Source organism: Pseudomonas sp. NPDC089752, from assembly GCF_044748725.1.
Classification (GTDB): Bacteria; Pseudomonadota; Gammaproteobacteria; order Pseudomonadales; family Pseudomonadaceae; genus Aquipseudomonas.
This window is the reverse complement of sequence record NZ_JBIVGP010000003.1, coordinates 106,318-132,246: the sequence shown is the minus strand read 5'-3', so window position 1 is coordinate 132,246 and position 25,929 is coordinate 106,318. Positions and strand designations below refer to the sequence as shown.

28 protein-coding genes are annotated in these 25,929 nt (G+C 66.1%); 24 read left to right on the top strand and 4 right to left on the bottom strand.

Features of this window, described 5'->3' with window-relative positions:
- The first annotated feature begins 10 nt into the window (after positions 1-10).
- The gene (gene selO / locus ACIPZF_RS05970) at positions 11-1,471 is read left to right on the top strand and encodes a protein adenylyltransferase SelO (protein ID WP_400796415.1); all 1,461 of its coding nucleotides are present in this window, start codon (positions 11-13) and stop codon (positions 1,469-1,471) included.
- A 134-nt stretch (positions 1,472-1,605) separates the two neighbouring features.
- Positions 1,606-2,040 (top strand): thioredoxin TrxC, encoded by a 435-nt coding sequence (trxC, locus tag ACIPZF_RS05965; RefSeq protein WP_400796412.1) that lies wholly within the window; start codon positions 1,606-1,608, stop codon positions 2,038-2,040.
- A gap of 307 nt (positions 2,041-2,347) precedes the next feature.
- Here the strand turns inward: trxC and ACIPZF_RS05960 are convergent, their stop codons facing one another.
- Positions 2,348-3,121 (bottom strand): ParA family protein, encoded by a 774-nt coding sequence (locus ACIPZF_RS05960; RefSeq protein WP_400796410.1) that lies wholly within the window; start codon positions 3,119-3,121, stop codon positions 2,348-2,350.
- Positions 3,122-3,400: 279 nt separating this feature from the next.
- On the opposite strand from ACIPZF_RS05960, the gene ACIPZF_RS05955 reads away from it, so the two are divergent.
- From ACIPZF_RS05955 to ACIPZF_RS05855, 21 genes are all read left to right on the top strand, one after another.
- Complete coding sequence (locus tag ACIPZF_RS05955) at positions 3,401-4,150, top strand: beta-ketoacyl synthase chain length factor (RefSeq protein WP_400796407.1); 750 nt, start codon at positions 3,401-3,403, stop codon at positions 4,148-4,150.
- The gene (locus ACIPZF_RS05950; protein ID WP_400796404.1) at positions 4,126-4,944 is read left to right on the top strand and encodes a lysophospholipid acyltransferase family protein; all 819 of its coding nucleotides are present in this window, start codon (positions 4,126-4,128) and stop codon (positions 4,942-4,944) included. Before ACIPZF_RS05955 ends, ACIPZF_RS05950 begins: the two co-directional genes overlap by 25 nt.
- Positions 4,913-5,185: a phosphopantetheine-binding protein gene (locus ACIPZF_RS05945; RefSeq protein ID WP_400656949.1), complete on the top strand. Its 273-nt coding sequence runs from the start codon at positions 4,913-4,915 to the stop codon at positions 5,183-5,185. The genes ACIPZF_RS05950 and ACIPZF_RS05945 overlap by 32 nt, the downstream gene beginning before the upstream one ends.
- A gap of 9 nt (positions 5,186-5,194) precedes the next feature.
- On the top strand, positions 5,195-5,449 hold the full coding sequence (locus tag ACIPZF_RS05940; protein ID WP_029612525.1) for an acyl carrier protein: 255 nt from the start codon (positions 5,195-5,197) through the stop codon (positions 5,447-5,449).
- Positions 5,446-5,991, top strand: a complete 546-nt coding sequence (locus tag ACIPZF_RS05935; protein WP_400796401.1) for a hypothetical protein — start codon at positions 5,446-5,448, stop codon at positions 5,989-5,991. The genes ACIPZF_RS05940 and ACIPZF_RS05935 overlap by 4 nt, the downstream gene beginning before the upstream one ends.
- On the top strand, positions 5,988-7,667 hold the full coding sequence (locus ACIPZF_RS05930; RefSeq protein WP_400796398.1) for an AMP-binding protein: 1,680 nt from the start codon (positions 5,988-5,990) through the stop codon (positions 7,665-7,667). Before ACIPZF_RS05935 ends, ACIPZF_RS05930 begins: the two co-directional genes overlap by 4 nt.
- Positions 7,660-8,394: a glycosyltransferase family 2 protein gene (locus ACIPZF_RS05925; RefSeq protein WP_400796396.1), complete on the top strand. Its 735-nt coding sequence runs from the start codon at positions 7,660-7,662 to the stop codon at positions 8,392-8,394. The genes ACIPZF_RS05930 and ACIPZF_RS05925 overlap by 8 nt, the downstream gene beginning before the upstream one ends.
- Positions 8,391-9,329 carry a glycosyl transferase gene (locus tag ACIPZF_RS05920; protein ID WP_400796393.1) on the top strand — a complete coding sequence of 313 codons (939 nt, stop codon included), beginning with the start codon at positions 8,391-8,393 and terminating at the stop codon, positions 9,327-9,329. Before ACIPZF_RS05925 ends, ACIPZF_RS05920 begins: the two co-directional genes overlap by 4 nt.
- Positions 9,310-10,854 carry a histidine ammonia-lyase gene (gene hutH, locus ACIPZF_RS05915; RefSeq protein ID WP_400796391.1) on the top strand — a complete coding sequence of 515 codons (1,545 nt, stop codon included), beginning with the start codon at positions 9,310-9,312 and terminating at the stop codon, positions 10,852-10,854. Before ACIPZF_RS05920 ends, hutH begins: the two co-directional genes overlap by 20 nt.
- The gene (locus ACIPZF_RS05910; RefSeq protein ID WP_400796388.1) at positions 10,847-11,272 is read left to right on the top strand and encodes an acyl-CoA thioesterase; all 426 of its coding nucleotides are present in this window, start codon (positions 10,847-10,849) and stop codon (positions 11,270-11,272) included. The genes hutH and ACIPZF_RS05910 overlap by 8 nt, the downstream gene beginning before the upstream one ends.
- Positions 11,273-11,403: 131 nt before the next feature.
- Positions 11,404-11,964 (top strand): outer membrane lipoprotein carrier protein LolA, encoded by a 561-nt coding sequence (locus tag ACIPZF_RS05905; protein WP_400796386.1) that lies wholly within the window; start codon positions 11,404-11,406, stop codon positions 11,962-11,964.
- On the top strand, positions 11,954-14,275 hold the full coding sequence (locus ACIPZF_RS05900; protein ID WP_400797115.1) for an MMPL family transporter: 2,322 nt from the start codon (positions 11,954-11,956) through the stop codon (positions 14,273-14,275). Before ACIPZF_RS05905 ends, ACIPZF_RS05900 begins: the two co-directional genes overlap by 11 nt.
- Positions 14,272-15,429, top strand: a complete 1,158-nt coding sequence (locus ACIPZF_RS05895; protein WP_400796384.1) for a sodium:proton antiporter — start codon at positions 14,272-14,274, stop codon at positions 15,427-15,429. Before ACIPZF_RS05900 ends, ACIPZF_RS05895 begins: the two co-directional genes overlap by 4 nt.
- A complete protein-coding gene (locus ACIPZF_RS05890; RefSeq protein ID WP_400796383.1) occupies positions 15,416-16,663 on the top strand; it encodes an NAD(P)/FAD-dependent oxidoreductase in 1,248 nt (415 codons plus the stop codon). The genes ACIPZF_RS05895 and ACIPZF_RS05890 overlap by 14 nt, the downstream gene beginning before the upstream one ends.
- The gene (locus ACIPZF_RS05885) at positions 16,660-17,391 is read left to right on the top strand and encodes a class I SAM-dependent methyltransferase (RefSeq protein WP_400796381.1); all 732 of its coding nucleotides are present in this window, start codon (positions 16,660-16,662) and stop codon (positions 17,389-17,391) included. Before ACIPZF_RS05890 ends, ACIPZF_RS05885 begins: the two co-directional genes overlap by 4 nt.
- Positions 17,388-17,873 (top strand): hypothetical protein, encoded by a 486-nt coding sequence (locus ACIPZF_RS05880; protein WP_400796378.1) that lies wholly within the window; start codon positions 17,388-17,390, stop codon positions 17,871-17,873. The genes ACIPZF_RS05885 and ACIPZF_RS05880 overlap by 4 nt, the downstream gene beginning before the upstream one ends.
- On the top strand, positions 17,870-19,063 hold the full coding sequence (locus ACIPZF_RS05875) for a beta-ketoacyl-[acyl-carrier-protein] synthase family protein (RefSeq protein ID WP_400796375.1): 1,194 nt from the start codon (positions 17,870-17,872) through the stop codon (positions 19,061-19,063). The genes ACIPZF_RS05880 and ACIPZF_RS05875 overlap by 4 nt, the downstream gene beginning before the upstream one ends.
- Complete coding sequence (locus ACIPZF_RS05870) at positions 19,060-19,530, top strand: hotdog family protein (protein ID WP_400796372.1); 471 nt, start codon at positions 19,060-19,062, stop codon at positions 19,528-19,530. The genes ACIPZF_RS05875 and ACIPZF_RS05870 overlap by 4 nt, the downstream gene beginning before the upstream one ends.
- On the top strand, positions 19,523-20,251 hold the full coding sequence (fabG, locus tag ACIPZF_RS05865; protein WP_400796369.1) for a 3-oxoacyl-ACP reductase FabG: 729 nt from the start codon (positions 19,523-19,525) through the stop codon (positions 20,249-20,251). Before ACIPZF_RS05870 ends, fabG begins: the two co-directional genes overlap by 8 nt.
- The gene (locus tag ACIPZF_RS05860; protein ID WP_400796366.1) at positions 20,251-21,477 is read left to right on the top strand and encodes a beta-ketoacyl-ACP synthase; all 1,227 of its coding nucleotides are present in this window, start codon (positions 20,251-20,253) and stop codon (positions 21,475-21,477) included. The genes fabG and ACIPZF_RS05860 overlap by 1 nt, the downstream gene beginning before the upstream one ends.
- A 33-nt stretch (positions 21,478-21,510) precedes the next feature.
- Entirely contained in the window at positions 21,511-21,957 is a 447-nt protein-coding gene (locus tag ACIPZF_RS05855) for an excinuclease (protein ID WP_400796363.1), read from the top strand.
- A gap of 67 nt (positions 21,958-22,024) precedes the next feature.
- Here ACIPZF_RS05855 and ACIPZF_RS05850 read toward each other — a convergent pair whose 3' ends face one another.
- Entirely contained in the window at positions 22,025-22,918 is an 894-nt protein-coding gene (locus ACIPZF_RS05850) for a LysR substrate-binding domain-containing protein (protein ID WP_400796360.1), read from the bottom strand.
- Between the two features lie 196 nt (positions 22,919-23,114).
- Between ACIPZF_RS05850 and ACIPZF_RS05845 the strand changes: the two genes are divergently transcribed.
- Positions 23,115-24,272, top strand: a complete 1,158-nt coding sequence (locus tag ACIPZF_RS05845; RefSeq protein ID WP_400797112.1) for an MFS transporter — start codon at positions 23,115-23,117, stop codon at positions 24,270-24,272.
- A gap of 89 nt (positions 24,273-24,361) precedes the next feature.
- Here the strand turns inward: ACIPZF_RS05845 and ACIPZF_RS05840 are convergent, their stop codons facing one another.
- Together ACIPZF_RS05840 and hemE are read right to left on the bottom strand one after the other, a co-directional pair.
- On the bottom strand, positions 24,362-24,709 hold the full coding sequence (locus ACIPZF_RS05840; RefSeq protein WP_400796357.1) for a YgiW/YdeI family stress tolerance OB fold protein: 348 nt from the start codon (positions 24,707-24,709) through the stop codon (positions 24,362-24,364).
- A gap of 115 nt (positions 24,710-24,824) precedes the next feature.
- On the bottom strand, positions 24,825-25,889 hold the full coding sequence (hemE, locus tag ACIPZF_RS05835) for a uroporphyrinogen decarboxylase (protein WP_400796354.1): 1,065 nt from the start codon (positions 25,887-25,889) through the stop codon (positions 24,825-24,827).
- Between the last annotated feature and the right edge of the window lie 40 nt (positions 25,890-25,929).

The window sequence follows — 25,929 nt, the reverse complement described above, 5'->3', positions numbered from 1 at the left end:
GGAGCAGCCCGTGAAAGCCCTCGACCAACTCACCTTCGACAACCGCTTCGCCCGCCTGGGCGACGCGTTCTCCACCCAGGTCCTGCCCGAGCCCATCGCAGAGCCGCGCCTGGTGGTAGCCAGCGAGTCGGCCATGGCCTTGCTCGACCTCGACCCGGCCCAGGCCGAACTGCCGGTGTTCGCCGAGCTGTTCAGCGGCCACAAGCTCTGGGAAGAAGCCGACCCGCGGGCGATGGTGTATTCCGGCCATCAGTTCGGCTCGTACAACCCGCGCCTGGGCGATGGCCGCGGCCTGCTGCTGGCCGAAGTGCTCAACGAAGCGGGCGAGCACTGGGACCTGCACCTCAAAGGCGCCGGCCAGACGCCTTACTCGCGCATGGGCGATGGCCGCGCGGTGCTGCGCTCGTCGATTCGCGAATTCCTCGCCTCCGAAGCCCTGCATGCCCTGGACATCCCCAGCAGCCGGGCGCTGTGCGTGATCGGCTCAAGCACCCCGGTATGGCGCGAAACCCGCGAAAGCGCCGCCATGCTCACCCGCCTGGCACAGAGCCACGTGCGTTTCGGCCATTTCGAGTACTTCTACTACACCAAGCAGCCCGAGCAGCAGCGGGTATTGATCGACCACGTGCTCGAGCAGCATTACCCCGAATGCCGCGACGCCGAGCAGCCGTACCTGGCGATGTTCCGCACCATCGTCGAGCGCAACGCCGAATTGATTGCGCGCTGGCAGGCCTATGGCTTCTGCCACGGGGTGATGAACACCGACAACATGTCGATCCTGGGCATCACCTTCGATTTCGGCCCCTTCGCCTTCCTCGACGATTTCGACGCCAATTTCATCTGCAACCATTCCGATGATCGTGGCCGCTACAGCTACGCCAACCAGGTGCCGATCGCGCACTGGAACCTCAGCGCGCTGGCCCAGGCCATGACCACGGTGATCGAGGTCGAGCCGCTGAAAGAAGCGCTGGGGTTGTTCCTGCCGCTGTATCAGGCGCATTACCTGGACCTGATGCGCCGGCGGCTGGGGCTTACCACGGCTGAAGACGACGACATGGCGCTGGTCGAGCGCCTGCTGCAGCGCATGCAGCGCGGCGGTGTGGATTACACCCTGTTCTTCCGCAGGCTGGGCGAGCAACCGGTGGCCGAGGCGCTGAAGGTTGTACGCGACGATTTCATCGACCTGGCCGGCTTCGATGCCTGGGGCGCGGACTACCTGGCCCGCTGTGAGCGTGAAGCGGGTAATGCCGATGGCCGCCGGGAACGGATGCATGCGGTCAATCCGCTGTATGTACTGCGCAACTATCTTGCGCAGAAGGCCATCGAGGCGGCGGAAGGCGGCGACTACAGTGAGGTACGGCGGTTGCATCAAGTACTGAGCAAGCCGTTCGAGGAACAACCCGGCATGCAGGCTTACGCCGAGCGGCCACCGGAGTGGGGCAAGCATCTGGAAATCAGCTGCTCATCCTGATTGAACACCTGCGCAATCCCCGTGGGAGCGGCTTCAGCCGCGATCACCGGCAAAGCCGGTGCCATTCACCGCGTCGTCTTTTTCGCGGCTGAAGCCGCTCCTACAATGCCTGTGCAATCCAGTAAGGAAATGACATGTCCGACCCACTGCTGATCCCCTGCCCCCACTGCAACGGCCTCAACCGGCTGCCAGCCGATCGCCTGAGCGACGCTCCCAAATGCGGCCGCTGCAAACAGGACGTGCTGTTGAGCCGACCGTTCGAGCTCAGCGAAAGCAACTACGCCAGCCAGATCAAAGGCGACCTGCCCCTGCTGATCGACGTCTGGGCCGACTGGTGCGGCCCGTGCAAATCCTTTGCCCCCACCTTCGAACAGGCTGCCCGCCAGCTCAGCGGCCGCTGCCGCCTGGCCAAGCTCGACAGCGAAACCAACCGCAACCTGGCCGGGCAGTTGGGGATTCGTTCGATCCCGAGCCTGATTCTGTTCAAGAATGGCCGCGAAGTCAGCCGGCAGGCTGGGGCGTTTCCACTGCAGTCGTTGCTGGAGTGGGTGCGCGGTCAGGGGGTTTAGAGGACGACAAGGGGGGGGTGCATGTCTTGAGGGGGGTGTCGCTCTTGAGATCGAGCGCCGCCCGCGCGGCGCATCGCGAGCAACGCTCGCTCCTACGTTTGTTTCGGGCCAGTTATGCCTGTGGGATTTGCGCGCGAACGCCTTGGTGCTTGACGCGATATCGAGTCGTAAAGACAAGGCGGTCGCGCGCGTCTGTCACTGGAGTTGCTGGCCTGAAACAGACGTAGGAGCGAGCGTTGCTCGCGATGCGCCGCGCGGGCGGCGCTCGGTCTCACAGGCTCAGAAAATGCCCCGGCGAGCACCGCAGTCATACATTTTCTTCAAGCAACGAATGCAACTCCACAAACTGCTGCGTCAGCTTGTGCCGAGGCTCCAGATGAATCAGCGGCAGGCTGGCATGGTGCGATTCGCGCATCTTCACCGAGCTGTTCAGATACACCGGCAGCACCGGCAACCCCTCAGCCAGCAACTCATCGAGCATCTGTTGCGGCAGAGTGGCACGTGACTGAAACTGGTTGACTACGATGCCTTCGACCATCAGGTCCTCGTTGTGGTCATCCCTGAGTTCATCGATTTCGGCCAGCAGCCCATAGAGCGCCTGGCGCGAAAAACTATCGCAATCGAAAGGAATCAGTACCCGATCAGCCGCAATCAACGCAGAAACAGCGTAGAAATTGAGGGCGGGCGGCGTATCGATGTAAATCCTCTCGTAATCCTCGTCCAACTCATCGAGCAACTTACGCAGCTTGTTGATCTTGTGCTTGGCCTCGAGCTTGGGCTGAAGGTCGGCCAGCTCCGACGTGGCAGTCACCACGTGCAGGTTGTCGAACGGGGTTTCGTAGATATCGACCTTGTTCTTCTTGCTGAACGGCCCGCTGGACAGGCTCTGCTTGAAGAAATCGGCAATGCCCATGGGGATGTCTTCGCCGGTCAGGCCGGTCAGGTACTGGGTCGAGTTGGCCTGGGCATCCAGGTCGATCAACAGCGTCCTATAGCCTTCGCTGGCGCTCACCGCCGCCAGGTTGCAAGCGATGCTCGACTTGCCCACACCGCCTTTCTGATTGAACACCACGCGCCGCATGAGAGACCTCCGTGTATCAACGAATGCCCGAGTATGTGGCGCCCGCGCGGCATTGGCCAGCATTCTCCACTCAAGTTGGGAACGCCCCGACCGACAACCTTGCCCTGACCGGTTGTCGGAAAACGCGTACACGACGATCAGCGAATGCCATGTCGAGACGAAGGCAATGTCTGATTGAACCACTATGCATTGATACATGGCCCCGGCACCGGGATAATGCGCGCCACTCGATGAATGCGCCAACCCTGCCAGGTCGTTACGCCGAGTCATTCCCTCGGCATGGAAGTCCCTCAGGGCGGGAAACACAGCACCGTGATCACCTTTGAAATCAGCCAATGGCGCGCCTGGGCCCCTGGCCTCTCGGCACACGCCGACTGGCAATTTTGGGCAAATGGCCATCAGCCGCTGCGCAGCGATGCAGACGCGCCCGACGTGAGCTTCCTGCCCGCCATGCAACGCCGTCGCCTCAGCCACTTGGCGCGCATGGCCTTTGCCGTGGGTTGGCCACTGGCCGAGGGCCACGAGCAGCTGCCGCTGGTGTTCGTTTCGCGTCACGGTGAAACGCCCCGGACCTTTTCGATTCTCAGCGAGCTGGCCGCGCGCCAGCCGCTGTCGCCGACCCAGTTCAGCCTGTCGGTGCACAACGCGGTCATCGGCCTGTGGTCGATCCTGCGCGGTTCGACAAGCGAAATGACCGCCCTGGCCGCTGCCGGCGACGGGTTCGAGCAAGGCGTGCTGGAAGCAGCGGCGCTGCTCGCCGAAGGCGCACCCGCCGTGCTGTTGATCGTCACCGAGGAGCTGCCCCCGGATGCCTACAGCCCTTGGATCGATGACGTGCCTTTCGCCTATGCCCTGGGCCTGCTGCTGACCCCCGGCCAGCAATGGCAACTCACGCCCGCACAGGCGTCGGCAACATCCCCTGTGGAATTGCCGCACGCCCTCAGCTGGCTCAAGGCCACGCTGACTGGCTGCAATTCCTTCACTCACACCTGGAAGCGTCGTACATGGAACTGGCAACGACAGCCGTGAGCCGGCCACGCGACGCTTACTACTGGCGTCTGCTGGCCACCGCCGCGAGCTTCTTTCTGTTTGGCCTGGGTGGCTTGTGCCTGCGCCTGCTGGTGTTCCCCTTGCTGGCCTGCCTGCCAGGCGGCGCCGAACGCCATCGCCTGCGCGCGCGACGCACCATCAGCTGGCTGTTCTGGCGGTTCGTGCGCTTCATGCACGCCGCCGGCGTGCTGACTTACCAGATCGACGGCGCCGAGCGCCTCGGCCGCCCCGGGCAGATGATCATCGCCAACCACCCGTCGCTGATTGACGTGGTATTCCTCATCGGCCTGGTGCGCCAGGCGAACTGCGTGGTCAAGCAGAGCCTGTTCGACAACCCGTTCACCCGCGGCCCGGTCAGCGAGGCCCAGTACATCGGCAACGACGGCAGCATGGACATGCTCGACACCGCCGTCGAGTCGCTGCGCCAGGGCCAGCCGCTGGTGATCTTCCCCGAAGGCACGCGCACCGCGCCCGGCCATGCGCCGGCCTTTCATCGCGGCGCCGCCGCGATCGCCCTGCGCGGTGCGAAGATCATCACCCCGGTGACCATCCAGGTCAGCCCCACCACCCTGACCAAGAACGAACCCTGGTACCGCATTCCAAGCCGCCGCGTGCACTTTACCCTCAAGGTGGGCGCCGATATCGATCCGCAGGCCTTCGCTGCCCTGGGCCCCGCACCCAAGGCATCGCGCCTGCTCAACGACCACCTGCACCACTACTTCACCAAGGAGCTCGCCGCCGATGAGCGCGCCACAGCAAGACCTGAACCGTGACCTCAAACAGCTGATCATCGACGCCCTGGGCCTGGAAGACATCAGCGTCCAGGACATCGACGATGAACAGACCCTGTTCGGCGAAGGCCTGGGCCTGGATTCGGTGGACGCGCTGGAGCTCGGCCTGGCGATCCAGAAGCGCTACGGCTTCAAGATCGACGCCGACGCCAAGGACACCCGCAACCATTTCAGCAACGTCGCCACCCTGGCGGCGTTCGTCACCGCCCGTCAGGCCGCCTGAGACCGTACCATGCAAACCCGCGAAGACATCTTCAACATCCTGCGCGACGCCCTGGTCGAACTGTTCGAACTGGAGCCGGCCAGCATCTCCCTGGAATCCAACCTGTACCAGGATCTGGAGATCGACAGCATCGACGCCGTCGACCTGATCGACCACATCAAGCGCCAGACCGGCAAGAAGATCGCCGCCGACGACTTCAAGTCGGTGCGTACCGTCAATGACGTGGTCGAGGCCGTGTTCCGCCTGGTCAACCCGGCAGCATGAAACGCCTGATCGGCCTCGGCCTGCTGTTGGCCGGCCTGCTGTATCCGTTTGCAGTGCATTTCGGCATGGCCCATTTCGCCCCCTGGCAATTCGGCCTGCTGCTCGGCGCCCTGTGGCTGGCCCGCGCCCTGAGCGCGCCGCGCCGCCCGGGCAGCCTGTGGATGGCGCTGGCGGCATTAGCGTTCTGTGCCGTGCTGGGGCTGTCCGACAGCCAGCAACTGCTGCGCTGGTACCCGGTGCTGATCAGCACCTTCATGCTCGCCCTGTTCGGCGGCACCCTGCTGCACGGCATGCCCATGGCCGAGCGCCTGGCGCGCCTGCGCGACCCTGAACTGCCACCCCGGGCCGTGCGCTACACGCGCCGGGTGACCGAGGTGTGGAGCCTGTTCTTTCTGTGCAACGGCCTGATCGCCGCCAGCCTCACGCTGTGGGCGCCACTGAGCTGGTGGACCCTGTACAACGGCGTGATCGCCTATGCCGCGATGGGCCTGCTGTTCGCCATCGAATGGCTGATAAGACAACGTGTGCGAGGACGCTCATGAACTGGATCAACCTCGAACACCTGCTGCGCCCGCTGGAAGCGCCGCGCCAGGTGACCCAGGCACCGGCCCTGGATCACGCCACGCTGTGCCGGCAGGCCCTGCAACTGGCCGGTGGCCTGCGCCAGCGCGGCGTCAAACGCCTGGCCGTGCACCTGGAGGACGCCGCGCATCTGGCGGCCGCGCTGCTGGGGGCCTGGCGAGCTGGAGTCGAGGTGCTGCTGCCCGCCGACCTGCAACCGGCCACCCGCGAGCGCTGGCATGCCCAGGTCGACCTGTGGCTCAGCGATCAACCGGGCGACGCCACGCTGGAGGCTTTGCTGGGCACCGCCCTGGAGCCCGCCGACCTTGACCTTGCGCAGTGCCGCATCAGCCTCTGCACCTCCGGTTCCAGCGGCGAGCCCAAGCGTATCGACAAGCAACTGCGCCAGCTGGCCAACGAAGTGACCGCCCTCGAACAACTCTGGGGCAACACCCTGGGCGATGCCTGGATCATCGGCAGCGTCGCCACCCAGCACATCTATGGGCTGCTGTTCCGCCTGCTCTGGCCGCTGTGCGCCGGGCGCGGCTTCGAGCGCCGCCAGTTGCCCTTCCCCGAAGACCTGCAACGTGCCAGCCGCGAACACCCGGCGTTTGCCTGGGTGGCCAGCCCGGCGCTGCTCAAGCGCATGGGCGACAACCTCGACTGGCTGGCCCTGCGCACGGTGCGCATGGTGTTCTCTTCCGGCGGCGAACTGCCGGCCGAGGCTGGCGAGCGCCTGCACCAGCGCTTGGGCCAGTGGCCGGCGGAAATCCTCGGCAGCTCGGAAACCGGCGGCATCGCCTGGCGCCAGGGCGAAGAGCTGTGGCGACCGTTCGCCGATGTGCAGCTGAGCCAGGACGCGCAAGGCGCGCTGCGCATCGCCTCCCGCTACCTGCCGGCCGGCCATGTCGAGCAGAGCGCCGACGCCGTCGAGTTCGCCCAGGACGGGCGCTTCCGCTTGCTCGGACGCCTCGACCGCATCGTCAAGCTGGAAGAAAAACGCATTTCCCTGCCCATGCTCGAACAGGCCCTGTGCAGCCACCCGTGGGTCGCCGAGGCGCGCCTGGGCATGATCGAGGAAGGCCGTGCCTTCCTTGGCGCGCTGCTGGTGCCGAGCCCGGCCGGCCTGCACGCGCTGCGCAACCAGGGCCGTCGGGCGTTGGTCGAAGGGCTGCGCACGCACCTGGCCAGCCACTGCGAAGCACTGGCCCTGCCACGCCGCTGGCGGCTGCTGCGCCAGTTGCCGCTGAACAGCCAGGGCAAGCTGCCCCAGGCCAGCTTGCAGGCCCTGCTGCTGGCCCCTCGCAGCCTGGCGCCCGAAGTACTGGAACAGCGCCGCGAAGGTGATGAACTGCACCTGCGCCTGACCGTGCCGCTGGACCTGGCCTGCTTCCCCGGGCATTTCCCGCAGACCCCGGTATTGCCCGGCGTGGTGCAGATCGACTGGGCCATCGCCCTGGCCGGCGAACTGCTGGACCGCGAACGCCGCTTCGGCGGCATGGAAGTGCTCAAGTTCCAGCAACTGGTGCGCCCAGGCGATGAACTGGCACTGACCCTGCGCCTGGACATCGAGCGCGGCAAGCTGTACTTCGCCTTCACCTGCGCCGGGCGGCCCTGCTCCAGTGGCCGTATTCTGCTGGAGGCCGCCTGTGCATAAGCCCTGTGCGGTGATCCCGGTGTACAACCACGAGCAGGCAGTGCCGGCCGTGGTCGCCGACCTCCTGCGCGCCGGCCTCCCCTGCGTGCTGGTGGATGACGCCAGCTATGCGCCCTGCGCCCAGGTGCTTGGGCAACTGGCCGAACGGCCTGACGTGTACCTGGTGACCCTGGCGGTCAACCAGGGCAAGGGCGGCGCGGTCATGGCCGGCCTGCGCGAAGCCGCACGGCTCGGTTTCAGCCATGCCCTGCAAGTGGACGCCGACGGCCAGCACGACCTCGCTGACGTCGGCCGCTTCGTCGCGCAGTCGCAAGCTTATCCACAGGCGCTGGTGTGCGGTTATCCACAGTACGACGCCAGCGTGCCCAAGGGCCGCCTTTATGCCCGCTACCTGACCCACGTGTGGGTGTGGATCAACAGCCTGTCGTTGCAGATACCCGATTCCATGTGCGGTTTCCGCGTGTATCCATTGCCGGCGACCCTGGCGATGATCGACAGCGTGCAGCTGGGCAAGCGCATGGACTTCGACCCGGAAATCCTCGTGCGCCTGGCCTGGCGCAACCAGCCGATGCGCTGGCTGCCGACCCGCGTGCACTACCCGCAGGACGGCCTGTCGCACTTTCGTCTGTTCCACGACAACGCGCTGATCTCGAAGATGCACGCCAAGCTGTTCTTCGGCATGCTGCTGCGCGCGCCGCTGATCCTCTGGCGCCGGTGGCGGGCATGAGCGAGCAGCCGCAACACTGGGCCGAGCACCAGGAGCGGGGCAGCTTCTGGCTGATGAAGCTGACCGCGACCCTGGTGCGCCTGCTCGGGCGCCGCGTGCTCAGCCCGCTGATCCACATCATCGTCGCCTACTTCTTTCTGTTCGGCCGCCGCGCCCGGCGTAGCGCCTGGCAGTACCAGCAGCGGCTGCACCAGTGGAACGCCGGGCAGGCCGCCGCGCCCAGCCAGTGGCAGGTGTTCCGCCAGTTCATGGCCTTCGCCGAGGCGCTGCTGGACAAGCTGGATGTGTGGAACGGCAAGCTACGCATCGAAGACATCGAGATCCACGACCCCGCCAATCTGCGCCAGCAACTGCGCGGCGCCCGCGGCCAGATGCTGGTTGGCGCGCACCTGGGCAACCTCGAAGTGTGCCGGGCCCTGGCCGAGATCGGCGAACAGGTGACCATGAACGTGCTGGTGCACACCCGCCATGCCGAGCGTTTCAACCGCCTGCTCGGCGAGGCCGGCGCCACCCACCTGCGGCTGATCCAGGTCAGCGAGCTGGACCCGGCGGTGATGCTGCAACTGTCCGAGCGCCTGGAGCGCGGCGAGTGGCTGGCAATCGCCGGTGATCGGGTGCCGCTGCATGGCGCACGCACCGTCGAGGTGGATTTCCTCGGCCACCGGGCAGCCTTCCCACAAGGCCCGTGGCTGCTTGCCGGCATGCTCGAATGCCCGCTCAACCTGTTCTTCTGCCTCAAGCACCAGGGCCGCTACCACGTCACCCTCGAACCCTTTGCCGAGCGCCTGCAATGGCGGCGCGGGCAGCGTGATCAGGTGATCGCCGAGTGGGCCACACGTTACGCCGCACGCCTGGGGCACTACTGCAGCCAGGCGCCGTTGCAGTGGTTCAATTTCTACCCTTTCTGGAAGACCGATGACGATGCATCCGCATGAGCCTGTCACCTTCGGCGAATCGCCGCTGGCAATCGAAGATGTCCTGGCCCTGGCCGAGCGCCGCGCGCAGGTAGCGCTGCAAGACGACGCCGCCTACCGCGAGCGCATCGCCCGCGGCGCGCGCTTTCTCGACACCCTGCTCGACAAGGAAGGGGTGATCTACGGCGTGACCACCGGCTATGGCGACTCCTGCGTGGTGGCCGTGCCGCTGGAGCACGTCGAGGCCTTGCCGCAGCACCTGTACACCTTCCACGGCTGCGGCCTGGGCAAACTGCTCGACGCACCCGCCACCCGCGCGGTGCTGGCCGCCCGCCTGCGTTCGCTGAGCCACGGCGTATCGGGCGTGCGCCTGGAACTGCTGGAGCGCCTGCGCGACTTCCTCGCCCACGACATCCTGCCGCTGATCCCCGAAGAAGGCTCGGTGGGCGCCAGTGGCGACCTGACGCCATTGTCGTATGTGGCCGCGACCCTGTCCGGCGAGCGCGAGGTGATGTACCAGGGCCAGCGCCGCAGCAGTGCCGATGTGCACCGCGAACTGGGCTGGCAACCGTTGGTGCTGCGTCCCAAAGAAGCCCTGGCGCTGATGAACGGCACCGCCGTGATGACCGGCCTGGCTTGCCTGGCCTTCGCCCGCGCCGATTACTTGCTGCAGCTGGCTACGCGCATCACCGCGCTCAACGTGATCGGCCTGCAGGGCAACCCGGAACACTTCGACGAACGCCTGTTCGCCGCCAAGCCACACCCCGGCCAGACCCAGGTCGCAGCCTGGCTGCGCCAGGACCTGGCCATCGACGCGCCGCTGCCGCCACTGCACCGCCTGCAGGACCGCTACTCGCTGCGCTGCGCGCCGCATGTGCTGGGCGTGCTGGCCGACAGCCTGGGGTGGCTGCGCGGGTTCATCGAGACGGAGCTGAACAGCGCCAACGACAACCCGATCATCGACGGCGACGCCGAGCGTGTACTGCACGGCGGGCACTTCTATGGCGGGCATATCGCGTTTGCCATGGACAGCCTGAAAACCCTGGTGGCCAACGTCGCCGACCTGCTCGACCGCCAGCTCGCGCTGCTGGTGGACGTGCGCTACAACCATGGCCTGCCGAGCAACCTGTCCGGCGCCGAAGCCGAGCGTGCGATGATCAACCACGGCTTCAAGGCCGTGCAGATCGGCGCCAGCGCCTGGACCGCCGAGGCCCTCAAGCAGACCATGCCGGCCAGCGTGTTCTCGCGCTCCACCGAGTGCCACAACCAGGACAAGGTGAGCATGGGCACCATCGCCGCGCGCGATGCCTTGCGCGTGCTGGAGCTGACCGAGCAGGTGGCCGCCGCCTCATTGCTGGCCGCCAACCAGGGTGTCTGGCTGCGCAGCCGCCAGGCCGACGCAAGGCCGCTGCCGCCGGCCCTGGCGCACATGCACGAAGCCCTGCTGCAAGACTTCGCCCCGGTCATCGAGGACCGCGCCCTGGAACGCGACCTGCGCCACTGCCTGCAGCGCATCGCCCAGCGCCACTGGAGGCTGCATGCGTAACCCCGGGGTGTTCCATGTCGACAGCGAGATCGTCGTGCCCTTCTTCGACGTCGACAGCATGCACATCGTCTGGCACGGCCATTACGTGAAGTACCTGGAGGTGGCCCGCTGTGCCCTGCTCGACCGCCTGGCGCACAATTACCTGCAGATGCAGGCCAGCGGCTATGCGTGGCCGGTGATCGACCTGCAGCTGCGCTACATCCGCGGCGCCACCTTCGGCCAGCGCCTGACCGTGCGCGCCAGCCTGGTGGAGTGGGAAAACCGCCTGAAGATCCACTACCTGATCAGCGACGCCGAAACCGGCGAACGCATGACCCGCGCCAGCACCGTGCAGGTGGCGGTGCATATCGACAGCGGCGAGATGCAGTTGGCCTCGCCGCAGGTGATGCTCGATGCCGTGCAGCAGGTGCTGCCATGATTTTTGGCCTTTCCCGATCGTTGTGGGAGCGGGCTTGCCCGCGAACACCGGCGAAGCCGGTGCCATCCACCGCAGCGCCTGTTTCGCGGGCAAGCCCGCTCCCACAGGTACTCACTGCCCTAACTTTAGTGTTGGTAAGCCCGCTTACCTTCGCCTTCGGCCTCGACGATCTGCAAAAGCAGCTGAGTACGCCAGCGGTGGTCAAAGGCCCGTTCATCCAGGAAAAACACCTGCGTGCCCTGCCCCAGCCGCTGCTGAGCAAGGGCCGCTTCGTGCTCGCCCGCGACCTCGGCCTGCTGTGGCTGCTGCAGACGCCGCTACGCCAGGACTACCGCATCGACGCCCAGGGCTTTGCCCGGCGCGATCCCAGTGGCTGGCAAACCCTGCCCAGCCGCAGCGCCGGGGCCGAGCAGAACCGCCTGTTCTTCGCCGTGCTGCAAGGCGACAGCAGCGGCCTGCAACGTGACTTCGAGCTGAGCCTGAGCGGCGAATCCGAGCACTGGCAACTGCGCCTGACGCCCCGTTCGCTGCTGCTCAAGCAGGTCTTCACTCACATCGACATCAGAGGCGGGCGCTATGTCGAGCGCATCGAGCTGAGCGAAACCCAGGGCGACAGCACTGTGCTGCGTATGCCGGAAAGCAGCGGCGACGCCGCCCTGAGCGACGCGGAGCGCCGTGATTTTGCCAACTGAACGCCTGTTGCCGCGCCTGTTCGTCTGCCTGCTGCTGGCCATGTTGGCGATCGCCGGCTGGCAGTGGCATCGCGGCGCGCCGCTGTCTGCCGACCTGATGACCCTAGTGCCCGGGGCCACCCAGGACCCGCTGGTCAAGCGCGCCGAGCAGCGCATGCAGGAGCCGCTAAACCGCGAGTTGCTGGTGCTGGTCGGCCATGCCGACCGCCAGCAGGCGCTCGCCCTGGCGGAAAACCTTGCCGGGCAGTGGCAGGCCAGCGGCCTGTTCGAAAAGGTCCAATGGAGCCTGCAGACCGACCTGCAAGCGCTGCGCGAACAACTGCTGCAAGGCCGCCTGGCAATGCTCGCGGCCAAGGACCGGCAACAGCTGGTCGAGCAACCGGACGTCTTCATCGAGCAGCGCGTGCAAAGCCTGTTCGACCCTTTCGCCGGCTTCAGCCTGGTGCCCAGCCAAGACGATTGGCTGGGTCTGACCGGGCGTATCCAGAACAGCCAACCAAAACCGGCCAACGTCGAGCTGGATACCGCCAGCGGCGCACTGGTCGCCCAGGCTGACGGCCAGGCCTGGGTGTTGCTGCGCGCGCGTACCCTGGGCAACGCCTTCGACCTGCACCTGCCCTTGCAGATCGCCGAGTTGCTCGAGCAAAGCCGCGTCCAGGCCGACCAGGCCGGTGCCCACCTGCAGGCAGCCAGCGGCCTGCTGCACGCCGCTGCCGGCCAGCAGCAAGCCAGCCGGGAAATCACCTGGGTTGGCGGTGGCGCCACGCTGGGCATCCTGTTGCTGTTGCTGCTGGCCTTCCGCCGCTGGCAGGCGTTGCTGGCGTTCGTCCCGGTACTGGTGGGCATGCTGTTTGGCTCGGTGCTGTGCGTGGCGCTGTTCGGCCAAATGCATGTGATGACCCTGGTGCTCGGTTCCAGCCTGATCGGCGTGGCGGTCGACTACCCGCTGCACTACCTGTCCAAGGGCTGGAGCTTCAAGCCCTGGCGCAGCTGGCCAGCCGTGCGCCTGACCCTGCCGGGCATGAGCCTGAGCCTGGCCACCAGCTGTATCGGCTACCTGGCCCTGGCCTTCACGCCATTCCCGGCACTGACCCAGATCGCCGCGTTCTCGGCGGCGGGCCTGGTCGGCGCCTACCTGAGCGCGGTGTGCCTGCTGCCGGCGCTGCTGGCCAAGGTCGAGCTGCAACCGGCGCAATGGCCGCTGCGCATCGCCGAAACCCTCATCAGCTGGCGCGAGCAGTTGCTGCGCAAGGTGCCCAGCGGCGCCTTGCTGGCGCTGGCGCTAGTGTTCTGCGCCGCCGGCCTTTGGCACCTGCAAACGCGCAACGACATCCGCCAGTGGGTTGGCACCCCGCCGCAACTGCTGGAAGACGCCCAGGCCGTGGCGCGCATCACGGGCTACCAGCCCACCAGCCAGTTCTACCTGGTGCGCGGGGCCGATCAGCAACAGCTGCTGGCCCGCCTCCAGGTGCTGTCCGGCAAGCTTGAAGAGCTGGTCGAGCTGGGCAAGCTCAAGGGTTTCATGAGCCTCAGCCAGCTGGTTGCCAGCCCATCCGAACAAGGCCAGGTACGCCAGGCGCTGGCCGCCCTGCCGCAGCACTGGCAGTCATTGCTGGACCTGGGCGTTCCCGAAGCCGCGCTGGCCGCAGAGGTCGAGCAGCTGCGCCAGTTGCCGGACCAGGTCATCGAGCAGGTCTTGGCCGGCCCGCTCGGCGAAGCCTGGCGGCCCTTGTGGCTGGGCCAGGAGGGTACCGGCGTGGCCGCCATCGTCAGCCTGCAAGGCCTGAGCGACACCGCGCTGCTGCGCCTGCAGACCGACGGCCTCGATGGCGTGGAACTGATCGACCGCCTCGGCGAGCTGAACCAGCTGTTCGCCGCCACCCAAGTGAGTGCGGCAGAACTCAAGTTGCTGTCCTGCGCGCTGATCCTGGTGCTGCTGGTGCTGCCGTTCGGCCTGCGTGGTTCGCTGCGTATCGTCGCCCTGCCGCTGCTGGCGGCGCTGTGCAGCCTGGCCAGTCTTGGCTGGCTCGGCCAGCCGCTGACCCTGTTCAGCCTGTTCGGCCTGCTGCTGGTGACCGCCATCAGCGTCGACTACGCGATCCTCATGCATGAGCGCATCGGCGGCGCTGCGGTGAGCCTGCTCGGCACCTTGCTGGCGGCGCTGACCACCTGGCTGTCGTTCGGCCTGCTGGCGCTGTCGAGCACCCCGGCTGTGAGCAATTTCGGCCTGGCCGTGAGCCTCGGCCTGGCGTTCAGTTTCCTCCTGGCCCCCTGGGCCGCCCCCCGCGACGGAGCGCAAGCGCACCCATGACCCCGCTGTCGTTCTGGGCCCTGGCCCTGTGTCTGTTCGCCCTGGCCAGTGCATTGGGCAAACGCTTCGGGCTGATCCCGATCGTCAGCCAGCTGTTGCTGGCGACCCTGGTGCTACCGCCGCTGATGCTGCTGTGGGTGGAGCCGCACTGGCAACTCGACGGCGCCGCACTGGTCGCCCCGGCCTGGGTCAAGACCCTGTACGGCTGCGGCTTCGCCCTGCTGCTGGGGCACATCCTCACCGACGTGGTCGAGCTGCGGCCGGACCGTGAGGCGCTGAAGCTGGCGATTCCGAGCTTCCTGCTGCCATTCGCCTGCGGCCTGGCCTGCGCGCTGTGGATGCTCGACCTGGGCGGCGTCACCGCGCTGGCCCTGGGCCTGGTGTTCGCCATCACCGCGATCCCGGTGCTGTACCTGTACCTGCGCGCCATCGACTATCCCGCCGCCGCCAGCCGGCGCCTGCTGCAGGCGGCCATCCTGATCGACCTGGCCTGCTGGCTGCTGCTGGGCATCGGCCAGGGCAGCCTGCAACCCGGCAGCCTGGCCTTACCCCTGCTGGCCGCGTTGCTGCCGCTGCCGTTGCATGCGCTGGGCCTGCGTGCGCCCAGGGCCTATGGCCTGTTGTTCCTGGCCCTGCTGTTTGGCGCCGAGCACTACAAACTCAACGCGCTGATCTTCGGCATCGGCTACCTGGGCTGCCTGGCCTGGCTGAAAGTACCGGTGCGCCTGCCGCTGCCCGAGGCCTGGAACCGCAACCTGCAGCAGGCTGCCGCGGTGCCGCTGATCCTCACCTATGGCGTGGTGCAGATCGACGTGCACCACGCCCTCAGCGGCTTCGACGCCTGGCAACTGGCCGCCCTGCTGGTGCTGCCGATCGCCAGCAAGCTGCTGGGCAACTGGCTTGGTCTGAGCTGGGCCACGCCGTCGTTCGCCGGGGCCAGCAAGTGGCGCGAAAGCCTGCTGCTGAACATCCGCGGCCTGAGCGAAATCGTCTTCCTCAACCTGCTGCTGTCGCAGCAGTTGATCAGCCCGGCGCTGTATTTCGCGCTGATGCTGATGAGCCTGGTGGCCACGCTGATGCCTGCGCTGGCCGGCCTCCACCGTATCCCTCTGAATCCCGTTTCCATGGCAAGGAGCCCCCATGCCGAACACTGAACTGCAACAACGCCAGGTACTGGTGATCGGTGCCGGCCCGTCCGGCGCCATCGCCGCCGCGCTGCTCAAGCGCCAGGGCCATGATGTGCTGGTGATCGAACGCCAGCGCTTTCCACGTTTCTCCATCGGCGAAAGCCTGCTGTCCCACTGCCTCGACTTCGTCGAAGAAGCGGGCATGCTCGACGCCCTGCAAGCGGCTGGTTTCCAGTACAAGAACGGCGCCGCCTTTGCCTGGGGCGAGGAATATACCGCTTTCGATTTCGGCCAGACCTTCAGCCAGGGCAAGCCGAGCACCTTCCAGGTGCAGCGCGGGCGCTTCGACAAACTGCTGGCCGACCAGGCCGAGGCCCAGGGCGTCGAGATCCGCTACGAGCATGAGATCGTCAGTGCCGACATGAGCGGTGACCTTCCGCGCGTACGTGCCCGCCGAGCGGATGGCAGCGAGTACCTGGTGCAGGCGCAGTTCGTGCTCGACGCCAGTGGCTACGGCCGCGTGCTGCCGCGCCTGCTCGAGCTTGAGGCACCGTCGAACTTCCCGGTGCGCCAGGCGGTATTCACCCACATCGAAGACCGCATCGACCACCCAGCCTTCGACCGCGACAAGATCCTCATCACCACCCACCCCGAGCACCGCGACATCTGGTTCTGGACCATCCCCTTCAGCGATGGCCGCACCTCGCTGGGCGTGGTTGCCGCCGCCGAGCGCTTCGCCGCCGCACCAAAGGACCTGGATGCCTGCCTCAAGCACTTCGTGGCGCAGACCCCAAGCCTGGCCAAGGTCCTGGCCAACGCGGTGTGGGACACCCCGGCGCGCACCATCGGCGGCTACTCGGCCAACGTCAAAGCCTTGCACGGCAAGGGCTACGCGCTGCTCGGCAACGCCGCCGAATTCCTCGACCCGGTGTTCTCCTCGGGCGTGACCATCGCCATGCGTTCGGCGAGCATGGCCGCCGGCCTGCTGCACCGCCAGCTGCAAGGCGAGGCGGTGGACTGGCAGGGCGAGTTCGCCGAACCGCTCAAGCGTGGCGTCGATACCTTCCGCGTGTACGTTGAAGGCTGGTACGACGGCAGCTTCCAGGACGTCATCTACCACCCCGGCAGCTCGCCGGAGATCCGCGCCATGATCAGCTCGATCCTCGCCGGCTACGCCTGGGACGCGCGCAATCCGTTCGTCGCCGAGCCTCGGCGGCGACTGCGCACCTTGGCCGAGCTGTGCGCGAGGCAACCGGCATGAACCAGCGCCCGTTCCTCAGCGACACCTACGTCGAAGAAACCCGCATCGGTTTCCGCTTCCTGGCCAGCCACGTCTGGCAGCACCATGTGCTGCGCGTGGCGATCAACGACCTGCGCCAGCTGTTCGATGGTGAGCTGCCGCAGGCGCCGGTGCTGCTCGACGCCGGCTGTGGCCAGGGCAAGTCGTTCAAGCACCTGCAGCAAGTGTTCGCCCCCGCCAGGCTGCTGGGCACCGATGCCGACCCGCACAGCCTCGAATTGAGCGCCGCCGAGGCTCGGCGCCTGGGCCTCGACGTAGAGCTGCGCGGCAGCGACTGTGCCCGGCTGCAGTACCCGGACGCCAGCGTCGACATCCTGTTCTGCCACCAGACCTTCCATCATCTGGTGGAGCAGGAAAAGGCCCTGGCCGAGTTCTACCGGGTGCTCAAGCCTGGCGGCTACCTGCTGTTCGCCGAATCCACAGAAGCCTACATCGATACCTGGGTGATCCGCTGGTTCTTCCGCCACCCCATGCACGTGCAGAAGAGCGCCGAGGGATACTTGCAGATGCTGCGCGAACAAGGCTTTCAGTTTGGCCCGCGCAACGTTTCGTATCCCTACCTGTGGTGGAGCCGCGCCAAGGACTTCGGCCTGCTCGAACGCCTGGGCCTGCGCAAGCCGCCACCGGTCGGCCAGCGCGAAGAAACGCTGGTCAACGTGGTGGCGCGCAAGCCCCTGGAGCGACCATGAAACATTGGCTGGCCATGACCTTGTGCCTGCTGCTCGGCGCCTGCGCCGCACGTCCGCCGCTGCCGGCGCAGTGGCCGGTGCTGCAACTGCCGCAACAGCTGCATGTCGAACGTGAACAGGCCGGCCAGCGCCAGGACTGGCTGCTGGTGATCCAGGGCGAGCATGGCTACCTGCGCTGGTCGCTGCTCGACCTGCTGGGCATTCCCCAGGCGCGCCAATTGCTCGATGGCCAACAATGGCACGCCGATGGGCTGCTGCCGCCGAACCCGGCCGCGCGCGAGCTGTTCGCTGCCGTGCTGTTCGCCCTGACCCCGCCCGAGCAACTGCCGCAGCTTTATCCACAGGCGCGCCAGCAGAATGAACGGCGCTGGCTGGGCGATCGCTGGCAGGTCACCTATCGCGCCGCCGACGCCTTCGACTTGAACCTCGGCGAGGGCCTGCGTTATGTAGTCGACCCTCTGCCCCGCGAGGAAACCCCATGACCGCCTACCTCAATGCCCTCGGCCTGGTCTGCGCCCTTGGCCAAGGTCAGGCCGATGTAGCCGCGCGCCTGTTCGCCGGCGACTGCTCCGGCATGCAGCCCGCACCGGGCTGGATCCCCGAGCGCCAGCCACCGGTCGGCGCGGTCGGCGGCGCCCTGCCCGCCGTGCCGCTGCCCGAGCAGCACAGCCGCAACAACCAGTTGCTTTACAGCGCAGCCCTGCAGATCGAGCCGGCCATCCGCCAGGCCATCGCCCGGCATGGCGCGCACCGCGTCGCGGTGATCCTCGGCACCAGTACCTCCGGCATCGCCGAAGCCAGCCAAGGCATCGCACAGTACCTGCAAAGTGGTCAGTTCCCCGCCGATTACCGCTACGCCGAGCAAGAGCTGAGCGCACCGGCCAACTTCCTCGCCGACTGGCTGCAACTGAGCGGCCCGGCCTACGTGATATCCACCGCCTGTACCTCCAGCGCCCGTGCGCTGCTCAGTGCCCGGCGCCTGCTCGACATGGGCCTGTGCGATGCGGTGCTGTGCGGCGGGGTCGACAGCCTGTGCAGCCTGACCCTCAATGGCTTCGGCGCCCTGGAGGCGATCAGCGAGCAGCGCTGCAACCCGTTCTCGGCCAACCGCGACGGCATCAACATCGGCGAAGCCGCGGCGCTGTTCCTGATGACCCGCGAGGGCAACACCGACGGCACCCGCATCGCGCTGCTGGGGGCCGGCGCCAGTTCCGACGCCCACCACATCTCCGCGCCCGACCCGACTGGCAGCGGCGCCTTGCAGTGCATGGGCAAAGCACTGGACAATGCCGGCCTTGCGGCTGCGCAGATCGATTACCTGAACCTGCACGGCACCGCCACCGCGCATAACGACGCCATGGAAAGCCTGGCCGTGCATACGCTGTTCGGCGCCACGCTGCCCTGCTCGTCGAGCAAGCCGATGACCGGCCACACGCTCGGCGCCGCCGGCGCTCTGGAAGCGGCGTTCTGCTGGCTGAGCCTGAGCGGGCACAACCCCCAGGGGTTGCTGCCACCGCATGTGTGGGACCGCCAGCAGGACCCGGCGCTGCCGGCCCTGACCCTGGTCGACGGCAGCCAGCGCCTGGACGCGCAACGCCCTCGCCGTTTGATGAGCAACTCGTTCGCCTTCGGCGGCAACAACGTCAGCCTGATTCTCGGAGACACCGCATGATCCCCTGGCCACTGGCCGAGCTGCTGCCCCACGCCGGCGACATGATCCTGATCGACCAGGTCGACAGCTGCGACGACGAGCAGATCCACACCCGCGCGATCGTGCGCCCCGGCGGCCTGTTCAACCGCGCCGATGGCAGCCTGCCGGCCTGGCTCGGCGTCGAGCTGATGGCCCAGAGCGTGGCGGCCTATGCCGGTTGCCGGGCGCGGCGCAATGGCCAGCCGGTCGAACTGGGCTTTCTGCTCGGCACCCGCAAGTTCGAGTGCGATGTCGAACACTTCCCGGCCGGCGCCGAACTGCGCATCCACGCCCTGCGCTCACTCGAAGACGAGAACGGCATGGGCGTGTTCGAATGCCACCTGCGCGGCCCCGGCATCCATGCCAGCGCCCGCCTGAATGTCTACCGCCCGCCGCAGGCGGCCAGCTACCTGGCCGAAGCAGGCCCAGAGGAACCTCCCCATGACTGATACCATCCTGGTCACCGGCTCCAGCCGGGGCATCGGCCGCGCCATCGCCTTGCGCCTGGCCCGTGCCGGCTACGACCTGGTGCTGCATTGCCGCAGCGGCCGGGCCGAGGCCGATGCGGTCGCCGAGGAAGTCCGGGCGCTGGGCCAGCAGGCACGTGTGCTGCAGTTCGACATCGGCGACCGGGCCGCCTGCCGGGCGATCCTCGAAAACGACGTGGAAAACTTCGGTGCCTACTACGGCGTGGTGTGCAACGCCGGCCTGACCCGCGACGGCGCCTTCCCGGCGCTCACCGACGAAGACTGGGACCAGGTGTTGCGGACCAACCTCGACGGCTTCTACAACGTCCTGCAACCACTGACCATGCCGATGATCCGCCGCCGCGCGCCGGGGCGCATCGTCTGCATCACCTCGGTGTCGGGCCTGATCGGTAACCGTGGCCAGGTCAACTACAGCGCCTCCAAGGCCGGCCTGATCGGCGCCGCCAAGGCCCTGGCCATCGAGCTGGGCAAACGCCGCATCACCGTCAACTGCGTGGCCCCCGGGCTGATCGACACGGCCATGCTCGATGAGCACGTGCCGGTGGAGGAACTGCTGAAAATGATCCCGGCCGGGCGCATGGGCACGCCGGACGAAGTGGCCGGCGCGGTGAATTTCCTGATGTCGCCCGAGGCGGGCTACATAACCCGCCAGGTCCTGGCGGTGAACGGAGGGCTGTGCTGATGCGCCGCGTCGTCGTCACCGGCATGGCCGGGATCACCGCCCTGGGCAGCGATTGGGCGAGCATCTCCGGGCATTTCGCCAACCAGCGCAGCGGCATCCGGCGCATGGACGAATGGGACCGTTTCGAGGAGCTGAACACGCGCCTGGCGGGCCCCATCGATGATTTCAAGGTGCCCGGCCACTGGACCCGCAAGCAGCTGCGCAGCATGGGCCGGGTCTCGCGCCTGGCCGTGGCCGCCGCCGAGCGTGCCCTGGCCGATGCCGGGCTGCTCGGCGACCCGAGCATCCGCGACGGGCGCATGGGCGTGGCCTGCGGTTCGTCCACCGGCAGCACCGACGAGATCAAGGCATTCGGCAACATGCTGCTCAATTCGGTGGCTGATGGCCTGAACGCCAACTCCTATGTGCGCATGATGCCGCACACCACCGCCGCCAATATCAGCATCTTCTTTGGCCTCACCGGGCGCCTGATCCCCACTTCCAGCGCCTGCACCAGCGGCAGCCAGGGCATCGGCTACGCCTATGAAGCGATCAAGTTCGGCCGCCTGCCGCTGATGCTCGCCGGCGGGGCTGAAGAGCTGTGCCCGACCGAGGCAATGGTATTCGACGCGCTGTACGCCACCAGCCTGAAGAACGACACCCCGCACCTGAGCCCACGCCCCTATGACAGCGGCCGCGACGGCCTGGTGATCGGCGAGGGCGGCGGCATGCTGGTGCTCGAAGAGCTGGAACATGCCCTGGCCCGTGGGGCGAAGATCCACGCCGAGATCGTCGGCTTCGGCAGCAATGCCGACGGCCAGCACACCACCCGCCCTGAGCAGCTGACCATGCGCCGTGCCATGGAGTTGGCCCTGGAAGACGCAGACCTGCCGCCCGAGGCGATCGGCTACGTCAATGGCCATGGCACTGCCACCGAGCAGGGCGATATCGCCGAGACCCTGGCCACCAGCAGCCTGTTCGGCCCGCGTATGCCGATCAGCTCGCAGAAGAGCTTCCTCGGCCATACCCTCGGGGCCTGCGGGGCATTGGAATCATGGTTCAGCATCGAGATGCTCAATAGCGACCGCTACGTACACACGCTCAACCTCGATCGGGTCGATCCGCGCTGCGGCGAGTTGGACTACCTGCGCGGCGAATTCCGCGCCATGAATCATCAATACGTGATGAACAACAACTTCGCCTTCGGTGGGGTCAACACCTCGTTGATCTTCCGCCGCTGGCACTGACTGGCAACATCAACTCAAACCAAGGAAGAACCGATGCGTTTCAAGAACCTTACCGCCGCCACCGCTCTGCTGCTGGCCGCCGTGCCGGGCATCAGCCAGGCCCGTGATACCGCGCTGTACCTGCCGTTTGAAAAAGTCGTGCAGCAGATGCTGGCCGAGAAGAAGCTCGACGGGTCGGTGAAATTCTACCTGGCCGGCGTGCAGCCGCGCGGCAAGGTCAATGTGATCAGCCCCAATGCGGTCACCAACAAGAAGACCAACGCCTTCAACAAAAGCGATGAAGCGGCCTGCGAATGGGCCCTGCAATCGGCTCTGCTGACCATGCAGGACGCTGCGAAGAAGGTGAGCGCCAATGCGGTGACCAACATTGCCAGCTACTACAAGAAAAACGAGCGTAAGGATGCTGCGACGTACGAGTGCCATGCCGGCGCGGTGATTGCCGGGGTGGCGATCAAGGGTGACTTGGCGCGGGTGGACTGACACCGTGGATGGCACCGGCTTCGCCGGTGATCGCGGCTGAAGCCGCTCCCACAGGGATCTTGGCGCATTAGAGGTACTCCTGGCCGGTCACCAGCTCGGCGAAGGCCTTGGCCATCGCTGAGCTGCCTCGCTCGCGCTGCACCAGCCACACGGCCGAGGTCGCCCCTTCATCCAGCAAGGTGCGGTAGACCACGCCTTCGATGCGCATGCGCTGGAACGAGGCCGGTAGCACCGACACACCCAATCCCGCCGACACCAGCCCGATGATGGTCATGGCCTCGCCCGCTTCCTGGGCGAAATGCGGGCTGAACCCGGCCTGCCGCGCCAGCCCCAGCAACTGCGCATACAGTCCGCTACCGTAACTGCGCGGGAAGAACACGAACGGCTCATGGGCCAATGCGGCCATGTGCACACCGTGCTCGGTGCCCTCGGCCAACGGGTGCGATGCATTGATCACCGCCACCAGCGGCTCGCGGAACAGCTCGGTGGCCACCAGGCCATCCGGCAGCGGCATGGGCCGCATCAGCCCGACCTCGATGGACTCGTCGAACACGCCCTCGGCGACATCGCGGCTGCTCATCTCCTTGAGGTTCAGGTGCACGGCCGGAAAGCGCTGGCGAAACGCATGAATCGCCTTGGGGATTTTCGAGGTGAACGGCGCCGACGAGGTAAAACCGATCTTCATCTCACCCAGCTCGCCCAATTGCGCACGGCGCGCCACATCGGCGGCTTTCTCCACCTGCGCCAGCACCTGGCGAGCTTCTTCCAGAAACAGCCGCCCGGCCTCGCTGAGTTCGACCCGACGATTGGTCCGTTCGAACAGGCGTGCACCCAGCTCCTGTTCCAAGGCCTGGATCTGCTGGCTCAGGGGTGGCTGAGAGATGCCCAGCTGCTGGGCCGCACGGCCAAAGTGCAGCTCTTCGGCAACGGCGATGAAATACCGCAGGTGGCGCAGTTCCATATCGGGCTCCAGAACAGGTCGTAGAACGTCTTAAATAGGTCGAACAATATATTGGATCTAATCATTAGCCAGCTATATGCTTTTTTCATTGCGCCAGAGGTACCCGCCCGTGAAAACTGCTGTATCGCCCCTCCCCGCCGAGCCCGAACCTGCCCCGCTGAACGACATATGGATCGAAAAAGGCACGCCGGCCTTCATGAAGACCGTGCTGGCCCTGTTCAGCGGCGGTTTCGCCACCTTCGCCCTGCTGTACTGCGTGCAACCGATGATGCCGCTGCTGTCGCAGGAGTTCTCGATCAACGCCGCGCAGAGCAGCCTGGTGCTGTCAGTGTCGACTGCCATGCTGGCGTTCGGCTTGCTGATCACCGGGCCGATTTCCGACCGTATCGGGCGCAAGCCGGTGATGGTCTTCGCGCTGGTCTGCGCCGCCTTGTCGACCATGGTCAGCGCGGTGATGCCGACCTGGGAAGGGGTGCTCGCCACCCGGGCGCTGGTCGGCCTGTCGCTGAGCGGCCTGGCGGCGGTGGCGATGACCTACCTGAGCGAAGAAATCCACCCGCAGCACATTGGCCTGGCCATGGGTTTGTACATTGGCGGCAACGCCATCGGCGGCATGAGCGGGCGGTTGATCACTGGCGTATTGATCGACTTCGTCAGCTGGCACACGGCGATGCTGACCATCGGCGGCCTGGCCCTGGTTGCGGCCCTGGTGTTCTGGAAGGTGTTGCCCGAATCGCGCAATTTCCGCACGCAGTCGATGAACCCGCGCAATCTGCTGGATGGCTTCGTCATGCATTTCAAGGATGCAGGCCTGCCGTGGTTGTTCCTTGAAGCCTTCCTGCTGATGGGCGCCTTCGTCACCCTGTTCAACTACATCGGCTACCGTCTGCTGGCCGAGCCATACCACATGAACCAGGCGCTCGTCGGCTTGCTGTCGGTGGTCTATCTGTCAGGTATCTACAGCTCGGCGCAGGTTGGTGCGCTGGCCGACAAGCTGGGCCGACGCCGGGTGTTCTGGGCCAGCATCGTGGTCATGGCGGCCGGCCTGTTGATGACCCTGGCCGCACCACTGGTACTGGTGATTCTCGGCATGCTGGTGTTCACCTTCGGTTTCTTCGGCGCGCATTCGGTGGCCAGCAGCTGGATTGGCCGCCGGGCGTTGAAGGCCAAGGGGCAGGCTTCTTCGTTATACCTGTTCTGCTATTACGCGGGGTCGAGTGTGGCGGGGACGGCGGGCGGGGTGTTCTGGCATGAATGGGGATGGAATGGGATCGGGCTGTTCATCGGCAGCCTGCTGGCGGTGGCGTTGCTGGTGGCGTTGCGGTTGAGCAAGCTGGCGCCGAAATCGGTGTGAAGCATTCGCGGGGCAAGCCCGCTCCCACAAGTATTGTATTCAGCACATAACTTGTGGGAGCGGCCTTGCCCCGCGAAGAGGCCTTCGGATCAGTTGATGATCTCAACGATATCCACATCCACCTCACGGCTCATCAGGTGCTTCTCCACCTCACCGGTCAGCTTGACCTTGGTCTTGTCGTTGAACGGCGTCGGTGGCAGGTCTTCATCGTCGATCTCGACGGTGATGGTGCCGGTGTTGTCCTTGAACTCGTACTTGTCGTCGTTGTTGGTCTTCTTGATCACATACCCCTGCAGCACCACCGGGGTGTCATCGGCTGCGTCGTTGGCGGCGGCAACGGTGGTCACCGACTGGGCGCCCGGCCCGGTATAGCCGGCGGCCAGGGCAGCGGTGCTGATGAAAGGGGCAAGGATCAATGCGAGATAGCGAGTTTTCATGAGGATCGGGTCCTGTTCCGGTTTTGATGGGACCAGATTAACGACGATCGCTGAATTCAAACTTAATCCAACAAAAAACCGGCCCTGAGGCCGGTTTCCTGTTTGCTGCATCACATCACTGGTGATACTGCGCCGACAGCTCGTGCACAGCATTGATGAACACGCCTGCATGTTCCGGGTCGACTTCCGGGGTGATGCCATGGCCGAGGTTGAACACGTGGCCGGTGCCTTTGCCGTAGCTCGCCAGAATACGCGCCACTTCCTGGCGGATGGCCTCGGGCTTGGCGTAGAGCACGGTCGGGTCCATGTTGCCCTGCAGCGCCACCTTGTCGCCGACCCGGCGGCGGGCATCACCAATTTCGCAGGTCCAGTCCAGGCCCAGCGCATCGGCACCCGCTTCGGCGATGCTTTCCAGCCACAGGCCGCCGTTCTTGGTGAACAGGATCACTGGCACCTTGCGGCCCTCGTGCTCGCGGATCAGGCCGCTGACGATCTTGCGCATGTAGGCCAGGGAGAATTCCTGGTAGGCGGCCGCCGACAGGTTGCCACCCCAGGTGTCAAAGATCTGCACGGCCTGGGCGCCGGCCAGGATCTGGCCGTTGAGGTAGCTGGTGACCGACTGGGCCAGCTTGTCCAGCAACAAGTGCAGGGCTTGCGGGTTGTCGTAGGCCATCGCCTTGGTCTTGCGGAAGTCTTTCGACGAGCCGCCTTCGACCATGTACGTAGCCAGGGTCCACGGGCTACCGGAGAAGCCGATCAGCGGCACACGGCCGTTGAGTTCGCGGCGGATGGTGCTGACCGCGTCCATGACGTAGCCGAGGTCTTTTTGCGGATCGGGGATCGGCAGGGCTTCGATATCGGCCGGGGTGCTGATGACCTTCTTGAAACGCGGCCCTTCGCCGGTTTCGAAGTACAGGCCAAGGCCCATGGCGTCGGGGATGGTGAGGATGTCGGAGAACAGGATCGCCGCGTCCAGCGGGTAGCGGTCCAGCGGCTGCATCGTGACCTCGCAGGCGAACTGCGGGTTCATGCACAGGCTCATGAAGTCGCCGGCCTTGGCACGGCTGGCGCGGTATTCCGGCAGGTAGCGGCCGGCTTGGCGCATCATCCAGACAGGGGTGACGTCTACGGGTTGCTTGAGCAGTGCACGCAGGAAACGATCGTTCTTCAGGGCAGTCATGTCGGCATCCAGCAAAAAAGTGCGGGCATTTTCTCAGACG